The organism is Paenibacillus sp. JNUCC 35, assembly GCF_058269095.1.
On sequence record NZ_CM177771.1, the window covers coordinates 2,131,961 to 2,147,086 of the forward strand.

The 15,126-nt window shown below is 56.5% G+C and carries 14 protein-coding genes; 13 read left to right on the plus strand and 1 reads right to left on the minus strand.

What is annotated here, in order from left to right; all coding sequences use genetic code 11:
* Positions 1-21 precede the first annotated feature (21 nt).
* From def to spoVM, 9 genes are all read left to right on the plus strand, one after another.
* Positions 22-504 carry a peptide deformylase gene (gene def / locus AC2TF6_RS09790; RefSeq protein WP_369993838.1) on the plus strand — a complete coding sequence of 161 codons (483 nt, stop codon included), beginning with the start codon at positions 22-24 and terminating at the stop codon, positions 502-504.
* A 2-nt stretch (positions 505-506) separates the two neighbouring features.
* Complete coding sequence (gene fmt / locus AC2TF6_RS09795) at positions 507-1,478, plus strand: methionyl-tRNA formyltransferase (RefSeq protein WP_491310859.1); 972 nt, start codon at positions 507-509, stop codon at positions 1,476-1,478.
* A gap of 140 nt (positions 1,479-1,618) precedes the next feature.
* Positions 1,619-3,103, plus strand: coding sequence for a 16S rRNA (cytosine(967)-C(5))-methyltransferase RsmB (rsmB, locus tag AC2TF6_RS09800; RefSeq protein WP_491310860.1), 1,485 nt, complete (start codon positions 1,619-1,621; stop codon positions 3,101-3,103).
* A 330-nt stretch (positions 3,104-3,433) separates the two neighbouring features.
* A complete protein-coding gene (gene rlmN / locus AC2TF6_RS09805; protein WP_009672584.1) occupies positions 3,434-4,501 on the plus strand; it encodes a dual-specificity RNA methyltransferase RlmN in 1,068 nt (355 codons plus the stop codon).
* A gap of 15 nt (positions 4,502-4,516) precedes the next feature.
* Entirely contained in the window at positions 4,517-5,278 is a 762-nt protein-coding gene (locus AC2TF6_RS09810; RefSeq protein WP_326053632.1) for a Stp1/IreP family PP2C-type Ser/Thr phosphatase, read from the plus strand.
* Positions 5,275-7,416: a Stk1 family PASTA domain-containing Ser/Thr kinase gene (pknB, locus tag AC2TF6_RS09815; RefSeq protein ID WP_491310861.1), complete on the plus strand. Its 2,142-nt coding sequence runs from the start codon at positions 5,275-5,277 to the stop codon at positions 7,414-7,416. Before AC2TF6_RS09810 ends, pknB begins: the two co-directional genes overlap by 4 nt.
* A 39-nt stretch (positions 7,417-7,455) precedes the next feature.
* Positions 7,456-8,457 carry a ribosome small subunit-dependent GTPase A gene (gene rsgA / locus AC2TF6_RS09820; protein ID WP_491310862.1) on the plus strand — a complete coding sequence of 334 codons (1,002 nt, stop codon included), beginning with the start codon at positions 7,456-7,458 and terminating at the stop codon, positions 8,455-8,457.
* A 1-nt stretch (position 8,458) separates the two neighbouring features.
* The gene (gene rpe / locus AC2TF6_RS09825) at positions 8,459-9,121 is read left to right on the plus strand and encodes a ribulose-phosphate 3-epimerase (protein WP_454233285.1); all 663 of its coding nucleotides are present in this window, start codon (positions 8,459-8,461) and stop codon (positions 9,119-9,121) included.
* A gap of 258 nt (positions 9,122-9,379) precedes the next feature.
* Positions 9,380-9,460 (plus strand): stage V sporulation protein SpoVM, encoded by an 81-nt coding sequence (gene spoVM, locus AC2TF6_RS09830; RefSeq protein WP_036739476.1) that lies wholly within the window; start codon positions 9,380-9,382, stop codon positions 9,458-9,460.
* Positions 9,461-9,541: 81 nt separating this feature from the next.
* Here the strand turns inward: spoVM and rpmB are convergent, their stop codons facing one another.
* Complete coding sequence (gene rpmB / locus AC2TF6_RS09835) at positions 9,542-9,730, minus strand: 50S ribosomal protein L28 (protein ID WP_009672666.1); 189 nt, start codon at positions 9,728-9,730, stop codon at positions 9,542-9,544.
* A 283-nt stretch (positions 9,731-10,013) separates the two neighbouring features.
* Between rpmB and AC2TF6_RS09840 the strand changes: the two genes are divergently transcribed.
* From AC2TF6_RS09840 to recG, 4 genes are read left to right on the plus strand one after another with little or no spacing between them, the layout of a single operon-like run.
* Positions 10,014-10,373: an Asp23/Gls24 family envelope stress response protein gene (locus AC2TF6_RS09840; protein WP_009672588.1), complete on the plus strand. Its 360-nt coding sequence runs from the start codon at positions 10,014-10,016 to the stop codon at positions 10,371-10,373.
* 18 nt (positions 10,374-10,391) lie between these two features.
* Entirely contained in the window at positions 10,392-12,161 is a 1,770-nt protein-coding gene (locus AC2TF6_RS09845) for a DAK2 domain-containing protein (protein WP_491310863.1), read from the plus strand.
* A gap of 15 nt (positions 12,162-12,176) precedes the next feature.
* On the plus strand, positions 12,177-13,031 hold the full coding sequence (locus AC2TF6_RS09850) for a DegV family protein (protein ID WP_218228482.1): 855 nt from the start codon (positions 12,177-12,179) through the stop codon (positions 13,029-13,031).
* 1 nt (position 13,032) lies between these two features.
* On the plus strand, positions 13,033-15,078 hold the full coding sequence (recG, locus tag AC2TF6_RS09855) for an ATP-dependent DNA helicase RecG (protein WP_491310864.1): 2,046 nt from the start codon (positions 13,033-13,035) through the stop codon (positions 15,076-15,078).
* The last annotated feature ends 48 nt before the right edge of the window (positions 15,079-15,126 follow it).

Genomic DNA, 15,126 nt, shown 5'->3' on the forward strand with positions numbered 1-15,126 from the left:
TAAAGAAAGCAGGTGGATGGAATGGCCATTCGCATGATTGTTAAAGAAGGAGACTCTGTGCTGCGGGAAACCGCCAAACAGGTAACGAAATTTAATTCCAACCTCCATAAGCTGCTCGACGATATGGCGGATACGATGTACGATGCGCCGGGCGTCGGCCTGGCCGCTCCGCAGGTGGGCATTCTCAAGCGTGTCATCGTTATGGACGTGGGAGACGAGAACGGACTGATTGAGATCGTCAATCCGGTCGTTGTCGAACAAAGCGGCGAGCAGATCGGACCGGAAGGCTGCCTGAGTATTCCGGGACTCGAAGGAGAGGTCAAGCGCCCCTTCAAAGTGAAAGTGAAAGGCCAAGACCGCAACGGCGAAGAGTTCGAGCTTGAAGGCGAAGAACTGCTGGCCCGCTGCATCATGCACGAAGTGGACCACTTGAACGGTGTCCTGTTCACGGATCTGGCGATCCGTCTGTACCGCCCTGAACTCGAAGAGAAAGAGGACCGCTGACCGTGAAGCTGATTTTTATGGGAACCCCGGACTTCGCGGTTCCTTCCCTGAGGGCGCTTATCGAGGGCGGCTATGAAGTGGCTGCCGTCGTTACACCGCCGGACCGTCCGAAAGGACGCAAACGCGTGCTGACGCCGCCTCCCGTCAAAGTGGAGGCCGAGAAGCACGGCATCCCGGTGTTTCAGCCGGAGAAGCTGCGCACGTCCGACACGGTCGATGAAATCCGGAGAATTGCACCGGATCTAATCGTGACGGCCGCATACGGCCAGATCTTGCCCAAGGCGGTACTCGATATTCCCCGCCTGGGCTGCATCAATATCCATGCCTCCCTTCTGCCGAAATACAGGGGGGGCGCTCCGATTCACCATGCAATCATACAGGGCGAGCAGGTGACGGGCGTTACCATCATGTACATGGCGGTAGGGCTGGATACGGGAGATATGATCAGTAAGGTTGAAGTTCCTATCGGGGATGACGATACGACCGGCACGATGTTCGACAAGCTTAGCCTGGCGGGTGCCGATCTGCTTAAGCGTACGCTGCCCGAATTGATTGCGGGTACGGTTCAGGCTGTTCCGCAGGATGATTCGCAAGCGCTATACTCGCCGAATATCAACCGCGAAGACGAGAAAATCGACTGGAACCGGTCTTCCAAGGATATCTGGAATCTGGTTCGCGGATTAAATCCTTTTCCGGGCGCTTATACAACCTGGAACGGGGAAATCCTGAAAGTATGGGTGTGCAAAAAGCCCGAAGACCTCGCGCCAAGCGCGGATAGAACGTCGGAAGGCTCGACCGGCGCAGGGCTTAAGCCAGGCACGGTTATCGGAACGGACGAAGACGGGATCGAAGTGGCTACGGGCGACGGAAGCCTGAAACTGCTGAATGTCCAGCCTGCCGGCAAGAAGGCCATGGAAGCGGCTCAGCTTGTCCGGGGAAGCTCCATGGAGAAAGGCACCGTTTTGGGTGAATAGCAGACGCGTGGCACGCAATGCGCAGGAACTTTCGGTGAATGACCGACGGTTCCTGCGTTTTTCCGTAAACGATGTATAAGTCCCTGCCAAGTGATGATTCTAAAGCAGGGCCGCATACGTACGATTTTAATAAGCAAAGGATGTGTGCAAGTCCCGTGAAAAAAAATGAGCCGGATAACCGGAAGGGACAAGCCGGGGGCGAGAGCGGTCCGGCAAGCCGTTCTCGGACCGACCGGAGAAACAGCCAGGCCGCAAAACCGAAACGAGAGAATGTAAAAAAATCGGCACGCGACGCTGCGCTCAGCGTATTGACAGGCGTCGAGGAAGCGGGCTCTTACAGCAACCTCAAGCTGAATCAGATACTGCGCGAAGCGGATCTCCCGCGTCCAGATGCCGCTCTGGCTACGGAAATTGTGTACGGAACGATCCAGAGACGGAATACAATCGACTATTACTTGGCGAAACTGGTGACCAAGGGGCTCGGCAAGCTTCAGCCCTGGGTACGCAGTCTGCTCCGGATGAGCTTGTATCAGCTCCTATATCTGGAGCGTGTGCCCGACCACGCGGTTGTCAGCGAAGCCGTTAACATAGCGAAGCGCCGGGGCCATCAGGGCATCTCCGGCATGGTCAACGGCGTGCTGCGCAGCGCTATCCGCCAGCGTGCGGAGCTGACGCTTCCCCAGGGGATGGCGGACACCGAGCGCATTTCGCTCGAACATTCCCATCCCGAGTGGCTGGTCCGGCGCTGGACCCTGCAGTACGGCGTCGAAGCGTGCGAGCGCATCTGCAAGGCGAACAACGAGCCGCCTCACGTCAGCATCCGCGCGAATACACGCCGCCAGCATCCCGATGCGCTGCTGGAGCAGCTTCGGCTGGGCGGATTTGACGCCGAGCCTTCGGCACTGTCGCCCGCCGGCATTGTCGTATCCTCGGGCGGAAACATGGCGCTGACGCCGGGCTTCGGCCAGGGCGACTACTCCATCCAGGACGAAAGCTCCATGCTCGTTGCCGAAGCGCTTCGGCCGGAGGCAGGCATGACCGTCCTGGACTGCTGCGCCGCTCCGGGCGGCAAAACGGCGCACATCGCGGAGAAGATGGACGACACCGGCACGGTGTGGGCCTGCGACCTGCATCCTCACAAAAAGCGGCTGATCGACGAACAGGCCCAAAGGCTGGGCCTGAAGTCGGTCCGCACCTTGGTGAAGGATGCCAGGGAACTTGCCGGGGAATTCGAGCCGGCCTCGTTTGACCGCATCCTGCTTGACGCTCCCTGTTCGGGCTTCGGCGTCATCCGCCGGAAGCCCGACCTGAAATGGGGCAAGCGGGAGGAGGACATCGCCGGGATCGCGGCCGTTCAGCAGAGCATCCTGGAGGCTGTTCACGGTCTGCTCAAACCCGGCGGTGTGCTTGTCTACAGCACATGTACAATCGAGCGGATGGAGAACGAGGACGCGGTGGCCCGCTTCCTGGAGGCTCATCCCGAGTTTGTCCTTGATCCGATTCCGACAACAGGCTGGCCGGAATCCGCGCCTCTGGAGCAGGCGGCTTCGGGCATGATCTCGATTATGCCGGACCAGTACGGGACGGACGGCTTCTTTATCGCCCGGATCCGGCGCTTGGCGTAAGCTGCGGATAAAAAGAACGGGATGGGTGAGGAAGCAGCCCCGGGGCCGGCATTGCGATATCGTTCGGGAGGAGGCGCCCGCAGGCTGTTCTCCCTCTGCCGTCCGGTTCATCCGTTTGGCGATTTTGCATCGAGCAGCCGGATGAACCCGCTAAACGCTCCGGCTGCAGCTTCGCACGCTAGGCGGGGGCAGCTTCTTCCGCTGCCTACAAGCGACACTGGACTCGCGCGCCGAGCTCTAGTGTGTTCAGCCGTCTTTTATGCTAAAATAGGAAGGATTCGGCTGGATAACCCATTTTTTTATTTGGAAAATAAGTTAGGTGTGATTACTGTGAAAAATAAAACGCTGCAAGTAGATAAACCCTTTGTGTACGACTACAGTCTGGAAGACTGGAAGCAGTGGACCGAGGAGAACAAAGAGCCGGCCTTCCGTGCCGGACAGATTTTCGATTGGCTGTATGTGAAACGTGTCACGGACTTCGAGGAGATGACGAATTTGTCGAAGGCGCTTCGCGATAAATTGAAGGCCGGCTTTTCCTTCGTCACGCTGACCGAAATCGCCAAGCAGCAGTCGAAGGACGGAACGGTGAAGTTCCTGTTCGAGCTGGCGGACAAAAACGCGATCGAGACCGTGATCATGAAGCACAGCTACGGCAACAGTGTATGTGTGACGACTCAGGTCGGCTGCCGGATCGGCTGCACGTTCTGCGCCTCCACACTCGGCGGATTGAAGCGTGATTTGCGCGCGGGCGAAATCGTCGCCCAGATTGTCAAAGCGCAGCAGCTCCTCGATGCGACCGGAGAACGCGTAAGCTCCATCGTCATCATGGGAATCGGCGAACCATTCGAGAACTACGATGCGATGATGAAGTTTTTAAACATTATGATTCATCCGAAGGGTCTGAATATCGGCCAGCGCCACATCACCGTTTCGACCAGCGGTATCGTGCCGAACATTTACCGATTTGCGGACGAGGATACGCAGATCAATTTGGCGATTTCCATCCATGCGCCCAATGATGCGCTCCGTTCCAAGTTAATGCCGGTTAACCGCCGGTTCCCGTTCGCCGATCTGATCGAGTCGTGCAAATATTACATGGCCAAAACGGGCCGCCGCATCACGTTCGAGTACGCTCTGATGGGCAACGTAAACGACCAGGCCGAGCATGCCGAGGAACTCGCCGAAGTTCTGAAGGAACTGCCGATGTGCCACGTTAACCTGATTCCGGTCAATTACGTGCAGGAGCGGGATTACGTACGGACGACGCGCGACGATATTTTTAACTTCCAGCGCATTCTGGAACGCAACAAAATCAACGCAACCATACGCCGTGAGCAGGGCAGCGACATTGCCGCCGCCTGCGGACAACTGCGGGCCAAGCATATGGAAGCGAAATAACGGAGTGAAATGCGGATGAAAATGGTGAGTGTGACAGATACCGGCCGAGTCCGGTCCGTAAATGAAGACAGAGCCGTTATTCAGCATGACGTCGGAGGGTATTCCCTGGCCATTGTGGCCGACGGAATGGGCGGTCATCAGGCGGGCGACGTCGCCAGCCAGATGACCATCGATATCATCCGGGAAGAACTCAAATCCCTGAGTTCCTCGATGACGGTCGAAGAGTGCAAGCTTGCCGTGAAGGAAGCGATCCGTTCGACCAACCGCAAGGTGTTCGAATATGCCTCCGCCAGGGAGGAGCTTCAGGGGATGGGCACGACCGTCGTCGTTCTCCTGGCATCCGGACAGCTGGCCATCCTGGGGCATATCGGTGACAGCCGCGCTTATAAAATAAGCGGGCCCTCTATTCTCCGTTTGACGGAGGATCATTCTCTGGTGAACGAACTTTTGAAGAACGGCCAGCTGACACCGGACGAAGCGGAGCGCCATCCGCGCCGTAACGTACTTACCAGGGCGCTGGGGACGGAACCGGATGCGCAGCCAGACGTTCAGCATCTGAGCCTGGAGAGCGGAGATATTCTCCTTCTTTGCAGCGACGGACTGAGCGGAATGGTCGACGACCAGACGATCCTGTCGATCGTGCGCGGGGAATCCGAATTGGAAGCCATGGCTCAAAGCCTGCTTCAGGCTGCTCTGGATGCGGGCGGAGACGACAACATCACGATCATTCTTGCATCGGGAGACTCAGGGCCCGCTTCGGGAGGGGATCCCGCATGATTGGAACGAAGCTTGGTGGCCGCTACGAAATTCTGGAACGCATTGGCGGCGGAGGAATGGCCCTTGTTTACAAAGGGCTCGATATCCTGCTCCACCGCAAGGTGGCCGTCAAAATGCTCCGCCAGCAGTACGTGAATGACGAAGAGTTCATCCGCCGTTTCCGCCGGGAAGCCCAGGCGGCGGCTTCGCTTTCCCATCCTAACGTGGTCAGCATTTACGACGTGGGCCAGGAGGGCGATCTCCATTACATCGTGATGGAATATATCGAGGGGAAGACGCTGAACGAAATTATCAAAGAGCGGGCCCCGCTACCTGTCGAGGAAGCCGTTCACTATGCGGCCCAAATCTGCGATGCTCTGGAGCATGCGCATCATAACGGAATTATTCATCGGGACATTAAACCTCATAATATTCTGATCGGAAAAAACGGCCGCGTTAAAGTGACGGATTTCGGAATCGCCCGCGCGGCTACTTCTTCTACGATCACACAGACGGGTTCCGTCGTCGGCTCGGTTCACTATTTCTCGCCGGAGCATGCGAAAGGAACCAATACGGGAGAAAAATCGGATCTGTATTCGCTTGGGATCGTGATGTATCAAATGCTGACGGGCGAGCTTCCGTTTCACGGCGAGAGCCCGATCAGTGTGGCTTTGAAACATTTGCAGGAAGACGCTGAGGATCCGAGGCGGATTAATCCGATGATACCGCAAAGTCTGGAGAATATCATTCTCAAAGCGGTGCGCAAAAAGCCCGATGAGCGGTACCAATCCGCCCGCGCCATGATGGAGGATCTGGAAACCTGTCTGCAGCCCGAACGCCGCAACGAACCTAAAATAAGCTTTCATCACGACGATCATGACGATGACGAGAACACGCTCGTTCTCCCCGCCATCCGTCCTAATCAGCAGGTGCAAATATTCGATGACGAGGATGATGCGGAGGAATCGGCGGTCAAGGGCAAAACGGAGCCCGCCGCATCCAAATCGTCCCCGCCCCCGAAGAAAAAGAAAAAGACAGGCCTGTGGGTCACGATACTCGTCCTGATCGCTCTGCTGCTGGCCGGCGCTATTTATTACGTGCAGGGGAAAGTAGTCGTTGCCGAGGTTCCGGTCCCTAACGTCAAAACGGATACGCTGCAGAAGGCCCAGGAAAAGCTGACCGCCGCCAAGCTCGGTTACGAAGTGGAAGAGGTCGCCGACCCGCAGCCTGCGGGAATCGTTATCGACCAGAATCCGCAGGCGGGGATGAAAGCCAAAGAGCAGACGAAAGTCAAACTCAAGGTCAGCAAAGGGCCTGAATTAAAGAAAATGATTTCGGTGGTCAATCACAACGTGGATGACGCCAAGGCTCAACTGATCCAGGGGCTCGGTCTCAAGGAGGATCAGATCTCGATTACGTACCGGTACTCCGAAAACCAGGAAGCGAATACGGTTCTGGAGCAGACCCCGCGCGAAGGCGAGGACCTGAATCCGGCCGCGGCCGCAGTCAAGCTGATCGCAAGCAAAGGCAAAGAAACGATCAAAATGCCGGCACTTGTCGGTCTGTCGAAGGAAGAAGCCATCAGCCGGATTAGCGTCAGCAAGTTAAAGGTGGGAGCCGTCACCGAAGAGCCCAGCTATAAAGTGGCTAAAGGCAAAGTCATCAAGCAGTTCCCTTACGAGCCGGATAACGACGTTCCCGTAGGCCAGGCCATCGGCTTGATCGTAAGCTCCGGCATGCCGCAGGAAGCGGGGCAGATGGTTGTCAACGTGCCGCTGGTTCCTTCGTCGGAAGGAAAGAAATCCACGTTCAAGGTGCTTGTGAGCGACGCCCAGGGCGACAACCGCGAATACCGGACCGAGACCATCTCCTCGCCGTCGGCAGTCGATGTTAAAGTGATCGTGGCGCCGGACAAAAACGCCGTCATCACCGTCAAGGAAGACGACAAGGTCGTCAATGTGACGACGCGGACTTACCAGGATTTCTTGAACCAGCAGGCCGGCAGTCCCTCCCCTACACCGACTCCTCAGCAGACCGGAGGACAGACTTCGATGCAGCAGAACGGAGGCTCTAAGCTTGTTTCCGGCGGCGGAGAAGAGAAGGGTAAAGGCAAGGAGAAGGACAAAGACAAGGATAAAAACAAAGATAAAGATGACTAGAACCGACATCTGGATTCGAAAAGGAGGACGAGATCCGCAATGCCCCAAGGTTTGATCGTAAAAGCGCTCAGCGGGTACTACTATGTCCTACCGGAGGGAAGTCGGCTCGGCTCCGATTCTCTCGTGCAGTGCAGGGCCAGAGGCGTTTTCAAGAAAAGAGGGATTTCACCGCTGGTCGGAGACCGGATAAAGTACGAAGCGACGGAGAACGGCGAAGGAACGGTGACGGAGATCGACCCGCGGACATCCGAAATGATTCGCCCGCCCATCGCGAACGTGGACACGGCCATGCTCGTCTTCTCGGTTGTGGAGCCGGATCTTAACCTGCAGCTGCTGGATAAGTTTCTCGTCCACATCGAGAATACGGGACTGCATGCGGCTATTTGCCTGACCAAAGCGGATCTGGTTGATCTTGCGAATGACTCTTCCGAAGAGAGTGCCGCTGAAAGTGCGGAAGAGGGCGAAGCTGTCCAAATAACGGCTTCATCCGCTTCCGGCGGCCTTGTCGCCTCGCCCATGCCCGGCTGGCTTACCGACGCGGTCGAGCTGTACCGCAAGATCGGTTACCCCGTCATGCTGACGAGCTCGCGGCAGGGGGAAGGCGTCGACCAGGTTGCGGAATACCTGGACGGCAAAATCAGCGTATTCGCCGGGCAGTCCGGGGTCGGCAAGTCGTCCATGCTGAATGCGATCGTAGCGGGTCTGGATCTTCAGACCAACGAGATCAGCCACCGGCTGGGCCGAGGAAAGCATACGACGCGGCATGTGGAATTGATTCCGCTCGCCAAGGGCGGATATGTCGCGGACACGCCGGGCTTTAGTCAGCTTGACTTTGTCGAACTGGAAGCCGCAGACCTCGGGTCCTGCTTCCGCGAATTCCAGTCTTATGCCGAAATGTGCAAGTTCCGGGGCTGCCTGCATCTTCACGAACCGGGCTGCAAAGTCCGCGACGCCGTGGAGCAGGGGGAAATCGCCGCAAGCCGTTACGAGCATTATTTGCAGTTTTTGCAGGAAATGAAAGAGAAAAAGAGGAGGTACTAAGATGCTGCGCATAGCTCCATCCATTCTGTCCGCCGACTTCGCCAAGCTTGGCGAAGAAATTCGCGAGGTTGAGAAAGCGGGCGCCGACTGGATACATGTCGACGTCATGGACGGTCACTTCGTGCCGAATATCACGCTGGGCCCTCCTATCGTATCCGCGATCCGGCCTCATACGTCCCTGACGCTCGATGTACACCTGATGATCGAGCAGCCCGAAAGATATATCGCAGACTTCGCCAAAGCGGGCGCAGATTTGATCTCCGTGCATGTGGAGACGTGTCCTCACCTTCACCGCACGCTTCATCAGATCAAGGAGCACGGGGTCAAGGCCGGAGTCGTCCTGAATCCCGCCACTCCTTTGTCCGCTATCGAACATGTGCTGGAAGAGTATCTGGACCTGGTCCTCATCATGACCGTTAACCCGGGCTTCGGAGGGCAGTCGTTTATACCGGGCATGCTTTCCAAAATCCGCGGCCTTCGCGGCAAGCTACGGGAACGTGGACTGGACCACGTGGAGATCGAAGTGGACGGCGGAATCAACGAAAAGACCGCGCCGCTGGTCGCTGAGGCAGGCGCCACCATGGCGGTTGCCGGCAATGCGGTGTTCGGCCGGCCCGATCGCGCGGAAGCGATCCGCCTGATCCGCGAATCCGCGGGAAATTAAAGCCCGCCGCATTTATCCGGCGGCCGCTGCAGAACGGACGTGTCATAAATCCCCCGGCGGGGGCATACACTTGGTTACGAGAATTTAAGCATTCTTGTAACCTTTTTTTTATGGGATAAAAGGATGCCAGGATGCCCACGCAGCAGGGGAGTGAAAGCCGCGTATTCGTTTTCGGGGGCAAGCACATTTTCGGGCATGTGCGAATATACTGGAATCGATGAGAGCGGTTTGCCGGCGATCATGAAGGAGGGGTAGAGGATGAAATTCTACACAGTCAAGCTGCCGAAATTTTTGGGCGGTTTTGTCAAGGCCGTACTGAACACGTTCAGCAAAAATTAATAGCTGCAGCCGTTGCGCCTGTAAAAAGGCACGAAAAAAAGCACCCGTTACGGTGCTTTTTGTCTTTCGCTAAAGCGATCGTTATACGCGTTCCACTTTGCCGGATTTCAGGGCACGGGTGCTGACGTAAACGCGCTTCGGTTTGCCGTCCACCAGGATGCGTACTTTTTGTACGTTAACGCCCCATGTACGCTTGTTTTTGTTGTTCGCGTGGGAAACATGGTTTCCGGACTTCGGGGATTTGCCAGTAATATAGCATTTGCGAGACATGAATGACACCTCCTTATAAGTATACGAAACTGCCAGCATGGCAAGCCTAAACCTAACACACAGCAAGGCAGCTTTTGTTAGCATGTGGCTCGTCGGCCTGTTTAAGTTCAGGGCATCGGTTTGCTTCGTTCTACCGCATTCAATAAACACACTTAAATATAATAGCACAGCGAAAAAGAGATAGTCAACGAATAGGCGCCATTTTTGTCATTTATTTATTCCATAGGTTATAGTACAATGAGGATTAGTCCTATTGACCCTTTTTGAAGGAGTTGGTATTTTCATGCCAATCGAGGTAAGCAACGAATTAGGTAAAATTCATGTAACCGATGAAGTGATCGCCGTACTTGCGGGTTCCGCCGCATTGGATTGTTACGGTCTGGTTGGTATGGCTTCGCGCAAACAATTAAAAGATGGCATTGCAGAATTGCTCGGACGGGATAATCTGGGACGGGGTGTGGAAGTGCGCCGCGAACAGGACCGCGTAGAGATTGATCTATACATTATTGTAAGTTACGGAACCAAAATATCCGTGGTGGCGCACAACGTCCAGACCAAAGTGAAGTATGTATTAAATGAAGTAGTGGGCCTGCATGTAGATGAAGTTCACATATTCGTTCAAGGGGTTAGGGTATCCCGGTAATCAGGAAGGAGAATACCATTGAGTAAGCGCTTTAGCACAATAAATGGAAATGATTTTATGCAGATGGTGTTTGCTGGAGCTGACAACCTTCGCAGAAATGTGGACAGGGTGAACGGTTTGAACGTTTTCCCGGTCCCTGACGGAGATACCGGAACGAATATGAACCTGACGCTTACGTCGGGCGTAGAGGAACTGAAACGCAAGCCGTCCGCACATATCGGCAAAGCGGCGGAAGCTTTGTCCAAGGGATTGCTGATGGGCGCACGGGGCAACTCCGGCGTGATTCTGTCCCAGCTTTTCCGAGGCTTCGCCAAGTATACGCATGATATGGAAGCGATCGATGTGCAGCAGTTTGCCGCGGCTCTGCAGCAGGGCGTGGACACCGCATATAAAGCGGTCGTCAAACCCGTGGAAGGCACCGTACTGACCGTTTCCAAGGAGGCGGCGAAGCATGCCGTCGCCTCGGCAAGACGCTGTGCGGACGTCACGGAGCTCGTGGAAGAGGTGCTGAAGCAGGCGAGCGAAACCTTGTCCAAAACGCCGGACATGCTTCCTGTCCTCAAACAGGTAGGTGTAGTCGACGCGGGCGGACAGGGCCTGGTCTGTATTTACGAAGGGTTCGTTTCCGCGCTGAACGGCGAGCCCCAGGAGGATACGTCCTCCTTTATCGTAGCGGATGCGCCCGTACTGGGACAGACCGCCAAGGACAAGGACATTGCAACGCTCCAGCTCGCTCCCGAGGCCCATCACATGGACCGCACGGGTCCCGCGCAGCTTCATATGTCTACGGATGACATCGAATTCGGCTACTGTACCGAGTTTTTGCTGAAGGTCGTTCCCGGCAAGACGAAAGGCCTCGAATTCAACGAAATTAATTTCCGCAGCCAGCTCGGAAAGCATGGGGATTCGCTGCTTGTCGTGGCGGACGATGAGCTTGTCAAAGTTCATATTCATGCGGAATATCCCGGACAAGTGATGAATATGGCCATGGAATACGGAGATCTGACCCGGATCAAAATCGAGAACATGCGCGATCAGCATTCGCATATCCTGGAAGAAGCGGCTGAGGTTTACGAGCGTGCCGCCGAAGAGGAAGCGCAGCGCTCGGTGGTGCCGGCCGCCAAAGAACTCAAGCCGTACGGATTCGTGGCCGTGGCTCTGGGCCAGGGAATTACGGAGATTTTCACAAGCGTAGGCGTGGATGTCGTTTTGTCCGGCGGACAGACGATGAACCCGAGCACGGAAGACGTTGTGAAGGCGATTGAGCAGATCGATGCGGAAACCGTGTTTATTCTGCCCAATAACTCCAATATCATCATGGCCGCGAAGCAGGCGCAGGATCTTGTGGATGACAAGCGGATTATCGTCATCCCGACGAAGTCGATTCCGCAGGGCTTGGCCTCCATTCTGGCATTCCAGGAAAAAGCAGGCGCCGACGTCAACGAACAATCCATGAATGAAGCGATTCGAGGCGTTCGTTCCGGTCAGGTTACCTTTGCGGTTCGCGATACGTCCATCGACGGCATCGAAATCAAAGAGGGCCATTTTATCGGCATTGAGGACGGCAAAATCGTCGTATCCGAACCGGAGCTTGTCGAAGCGAGCCGGAAGCTTCTGGATCATATGATCCGCGAAGCCGAGATTGTGACGATCCTGACGGGCGAGGATGCCGGCGACGAGCAGACGGAGCAGCTTACCGCTTATATCGAAGCCCAGTATCCGAATGTGGAGATCGAGCTTCATCCGGGCGGACAGCCGCTGTACGCCTATATATTTTCCGTAGAGTAAGAGAGGGGTTTGCATATGAGCCGTGTTCGTATTGTAACGGACAGCACGTCGGATATTCCGAAAGCTACCCGTGAAAAACTCGGTATTGAAATGGTTCCGCTCAAAATCCACCTCGACGGAGAAACTTATCTGGATGCGGTTACCCTGGATGCGGAGCAGTTTTATCACAAGCTGGTCGCCGCTCACAGCATGCCGACAACCTCTCAGCCTTCGCCCGCGGAATTTCTTGCGCTCTATGAGAAACTGCTGGCCGAAGATCCCGAGGTCACAATTCTGTCCATCCATCTGTCGTCGGCCATGAGCGGAACGTACCAGTCCGCCCTGCTGGCCAAGTCGATGCTGGATGAGGAAGACCGCGTACAAGTAATTGATTCCAAAACGGCGTGTTACGGAATCGGCGCCCTTGTCGTGGCCGCCGCAGAAGCGGCCCGGGAAGGCAAAAGTCTGGAAGAATGCGTGGAGATCGTGCGGAAAATCCGCGAATCGTTCGTCATCTACTTCCTCGTCGACACGCTTGAATATTTGCAAAAAGGGGGCAGAATCGGCAAAGCGTCCGCTTTGATCGGTTCCTTGCTCAACATTAAGCCGATTCTGTCCGTAGATCCCGAGGGAGAAATCGCTTCGGTGGATAAAGTACGCGGGCAGAAGAAGGCGATGGCCCGGATCATCGAAATGATGCGGCGGGACATTCCCGGCGGGGACATTCACATCAGCATGGCACACGCGAACAACACGGAAGCGGCGGAAGAGCTGTACCGCCTTATCGAGCAGAATTTTACGATCAAGAGCATGCAGTATATCACCATCGGTCCGGTTATCGGAACCCATGCGGGACCGGGAACCGTAGCTGCATTCGTGAGTCCGGCCTGACATGGAACTTAACGAAATTCCGGTTACGGAAGTCCGCGGAATCGGCGGACAGAAGGCCGAAGAACTGCAGGCTCTTGGCATTACCCGTGTTGCTCATCTGCTCGAGTATTACCCGTTCCGCTACGAAGATTACTCCATCCGCGATTTGACCCAGGTCAAAGACGGAGAGAAAATTACCGTGCAGGGCAAGATCATGTCCGAGCCTGTCCTGCAAAGATACGGCCGCAAAAACAGGCTTAGCTGCAAAGTGGTCATTGACCACTTTTTTGTTACCGCCGTCTGGTTTAACCGGCCGTTCCTGAAAGACCAGCTCGCTCCCGGACGTGAAATTGTCCTGACGGGCAAGTGGGACCAGCGCCGTCATCAGATGACGGTTTCGGATTCCGAATTTCCCGATAGGGGAACTTCCAAGACCGGCACTTTGCAGCCGGTCTATTCCGTTGGAGGCTCCCTTACCCAGCATTTTATGCGCAAGGCGACGGCTCAGGCTCTTACTCAGTACAGCGCCATGGTAAGCGAGATCATCCCGGCGGAACTGCTGCGTAAATACCGTTTGCTGCCCCGCAGAAGAGCCATGGAGATCATTCACCGCCCCCAGGGGACGGAGGACGGGAACGAGGCCCGGCGCCGGATGGTGTATGAGGAGCTGTTCCTGTTTCAGCTCAAAATGCACGCCTTCCGGGCCATTACGCGTAACCGCGCCGACGGGCTCGCGCAGCAGGTGGATCTCCCGAAGGTGCGCGCCTTCGTGCGCGGCCTGCCGTTCACGCTGACGCCCTCGCAGAAGAAGGTCATCGCGGAGATCCTGCAGGACATGCAGGAACCTTATACGATGAACCGTCTGCTTCAGGGCGATGTCGGAGCGGGTAAGACGGTCGTTGCCGCGGCGGCGCTCTACGCGACGGTAACGGCCGGCTGCCAGGGCGCTCTGATGGTGCCGACGGAGATCCTTGCCGAACAGCATAACCGCTCGCTGACGGCCATGTTCGAGCCCTACGGGCTGCAGGTCGCCCTGCTCACCGGAAGCACGACCGCCCGCCAGCGGCGGGAGCTTCTCGCGTCCCTGCAGATGGGTATGCTCGACATTCTGGTCGGCACGCATGCCCTCATCCAGGAAGACGTCTTCTTCCGCAAGCTGGGGCTTGTCGTCACCGACGAGCAGCACCGGTTCGGGGTAAACCAGCGAAGCATTCTGCGGCGCAAAGGGATGAACCCCGACGTGCTGACGATGACGGCGACGCCGATTCCCCGGACGCTGGCGATTACCGCGTTCGGCGATCTTGACGTCTCGACGCTCCGGGAGCTTCCGAAGGGGCGCAAACCGATCAAAACGTATTGGGTGCGTCACGAGATGTTCGACCGGGTGCTCGGCTTTATCCGCCGGGAAGCGGATGCGGGCCGCCAGGCTTACGTGATCTGCCCGCTGATCGAGGAGTCGGAGAAGCTGGACGTGCAGAACGCGATAGACGTGCACGTCCAGCTTCAGCAGGCGTTCCCCGATCTAAAGGTCGGGCTGCTGCACGGGCGGATGGCCGCAGCCGAGAAGGACGAGATCATGCACCGGTTTAAGGACGGCGAAATCCACACGCTCGTATCCACCACGGTCATCGAGGTCGGTGTGGACGTGCCGAATGCGACACTCATGGTCGTATACGACGCGGACCGGTTCGGCTTGTCGCAGCTGCATCAGCTGCGGGGCCGGGTCGGACGCGGGGAGCACCAGTCGTTCTGCGTCCTGATCGCCGATCCGAAAACCGAAGTCGGCAAGGAGCGGATGCAGGCGATGACGGATACGACGGACGGCTTCGAAATCGCCCGGCGGGATCTGGAGCTTCGCGGGCCCGGAGATTTCTTCGGCACGAAGCAGAGCGGCCTGCCCGACTTCCGGATCGCCGACATGATGGTCGACTTCGAAACGATGGAGCTGGCCCGTGACGATGCGGCCGAACTTGTAGCGCGGCAGGAGTTCTGGACGGCGGCGGAGTATATTCCGCTTCGTGACTTTCTCCAGCGCGAGCTTATTTTCGACGGGGATATTATGGACTGAGGAACGGCTTAGACAGACAAAAACCGACCGGCGCTGCCGGCCGGTTTT

Excerpts from the sequence above, each read along its gene's own strand:
- rpmB (WP_009672666.1), bottom strand. The coding sequence starts at position 9,730 with ATGTCTCGCAAATGCTATATTACTGGCAAATCCCCGAAGTCCGGAAAC.
- rsgA (WP_491310862.1), top strand. The coding sequence starts at position 7,456 with ATGCCCCAAGGTTTGATCGTAAAAGCGCTCAGCGGGTACTACTATGTC.
- rpe (WP_454233285.1), top strand. The coding sequence starts at position 8,459 with ATGCTGCGCATAGCTCCATCCATTCTGTCCGCCGACTTCGCCAAGCTT.
- AC2TF6_RS09810 (WP_326053632.1), top strand. The coding sequence starts at position 4,517 with ATGAAAATGGTGAGTGTGACAGATACCGGCCGAGTCCGGTCCGTAAAT.
- AC2TF6_RS09850 (WP_218228482.1), top strand. The coding sequence starts at position 12,177 with ATGAGCCGTGTTCGTATTGTAACGGACAGCACGTCGGATATTCCGAAA.
- def (WP_369993838.1), top strand. The coding sequence starts at position 22 with ATGGCCATTCGCATGATTGTTAAAGAAGGAGACTCTGTGCTGCGGGAA.
- rsmB (WP_491310860.1), top strand. The coding sequence starts at position 1,619 with ATGTGTGCAAGTCCCGTGAAAAAAAATGAGCCGGATAACCGGAAGGGA.
- recG (WP_491310864.1), top strand. The coding sequence starts at position 13,033 with ATGGAACTTAACGAAATTCCGGTTACGGAAGTCCGCGGAATCGGCGGA.
- pknB (WP_491310861.1), top strand. The coding sequence starts at position 5,275 with ATGATTGGAACGAAGCTTGGTGGCCGCTACGAAATTCTGGAACGCATT.
- AC2TF6_RS09840 (WP_009672588.1), top strand. The coding sequence starts at position 10,014 with ATGCCAATCGAGGTAAGCAACGAATTAGGTAAAATTCATGTAACCGAT.
- spoVM (WP_036739476.1), top strand. The coding sequence starts at position 9,380 with ATGAAATTCTACACAGTCAAGCTGCCGAAATTTTTGGGCGGTTTTGTC.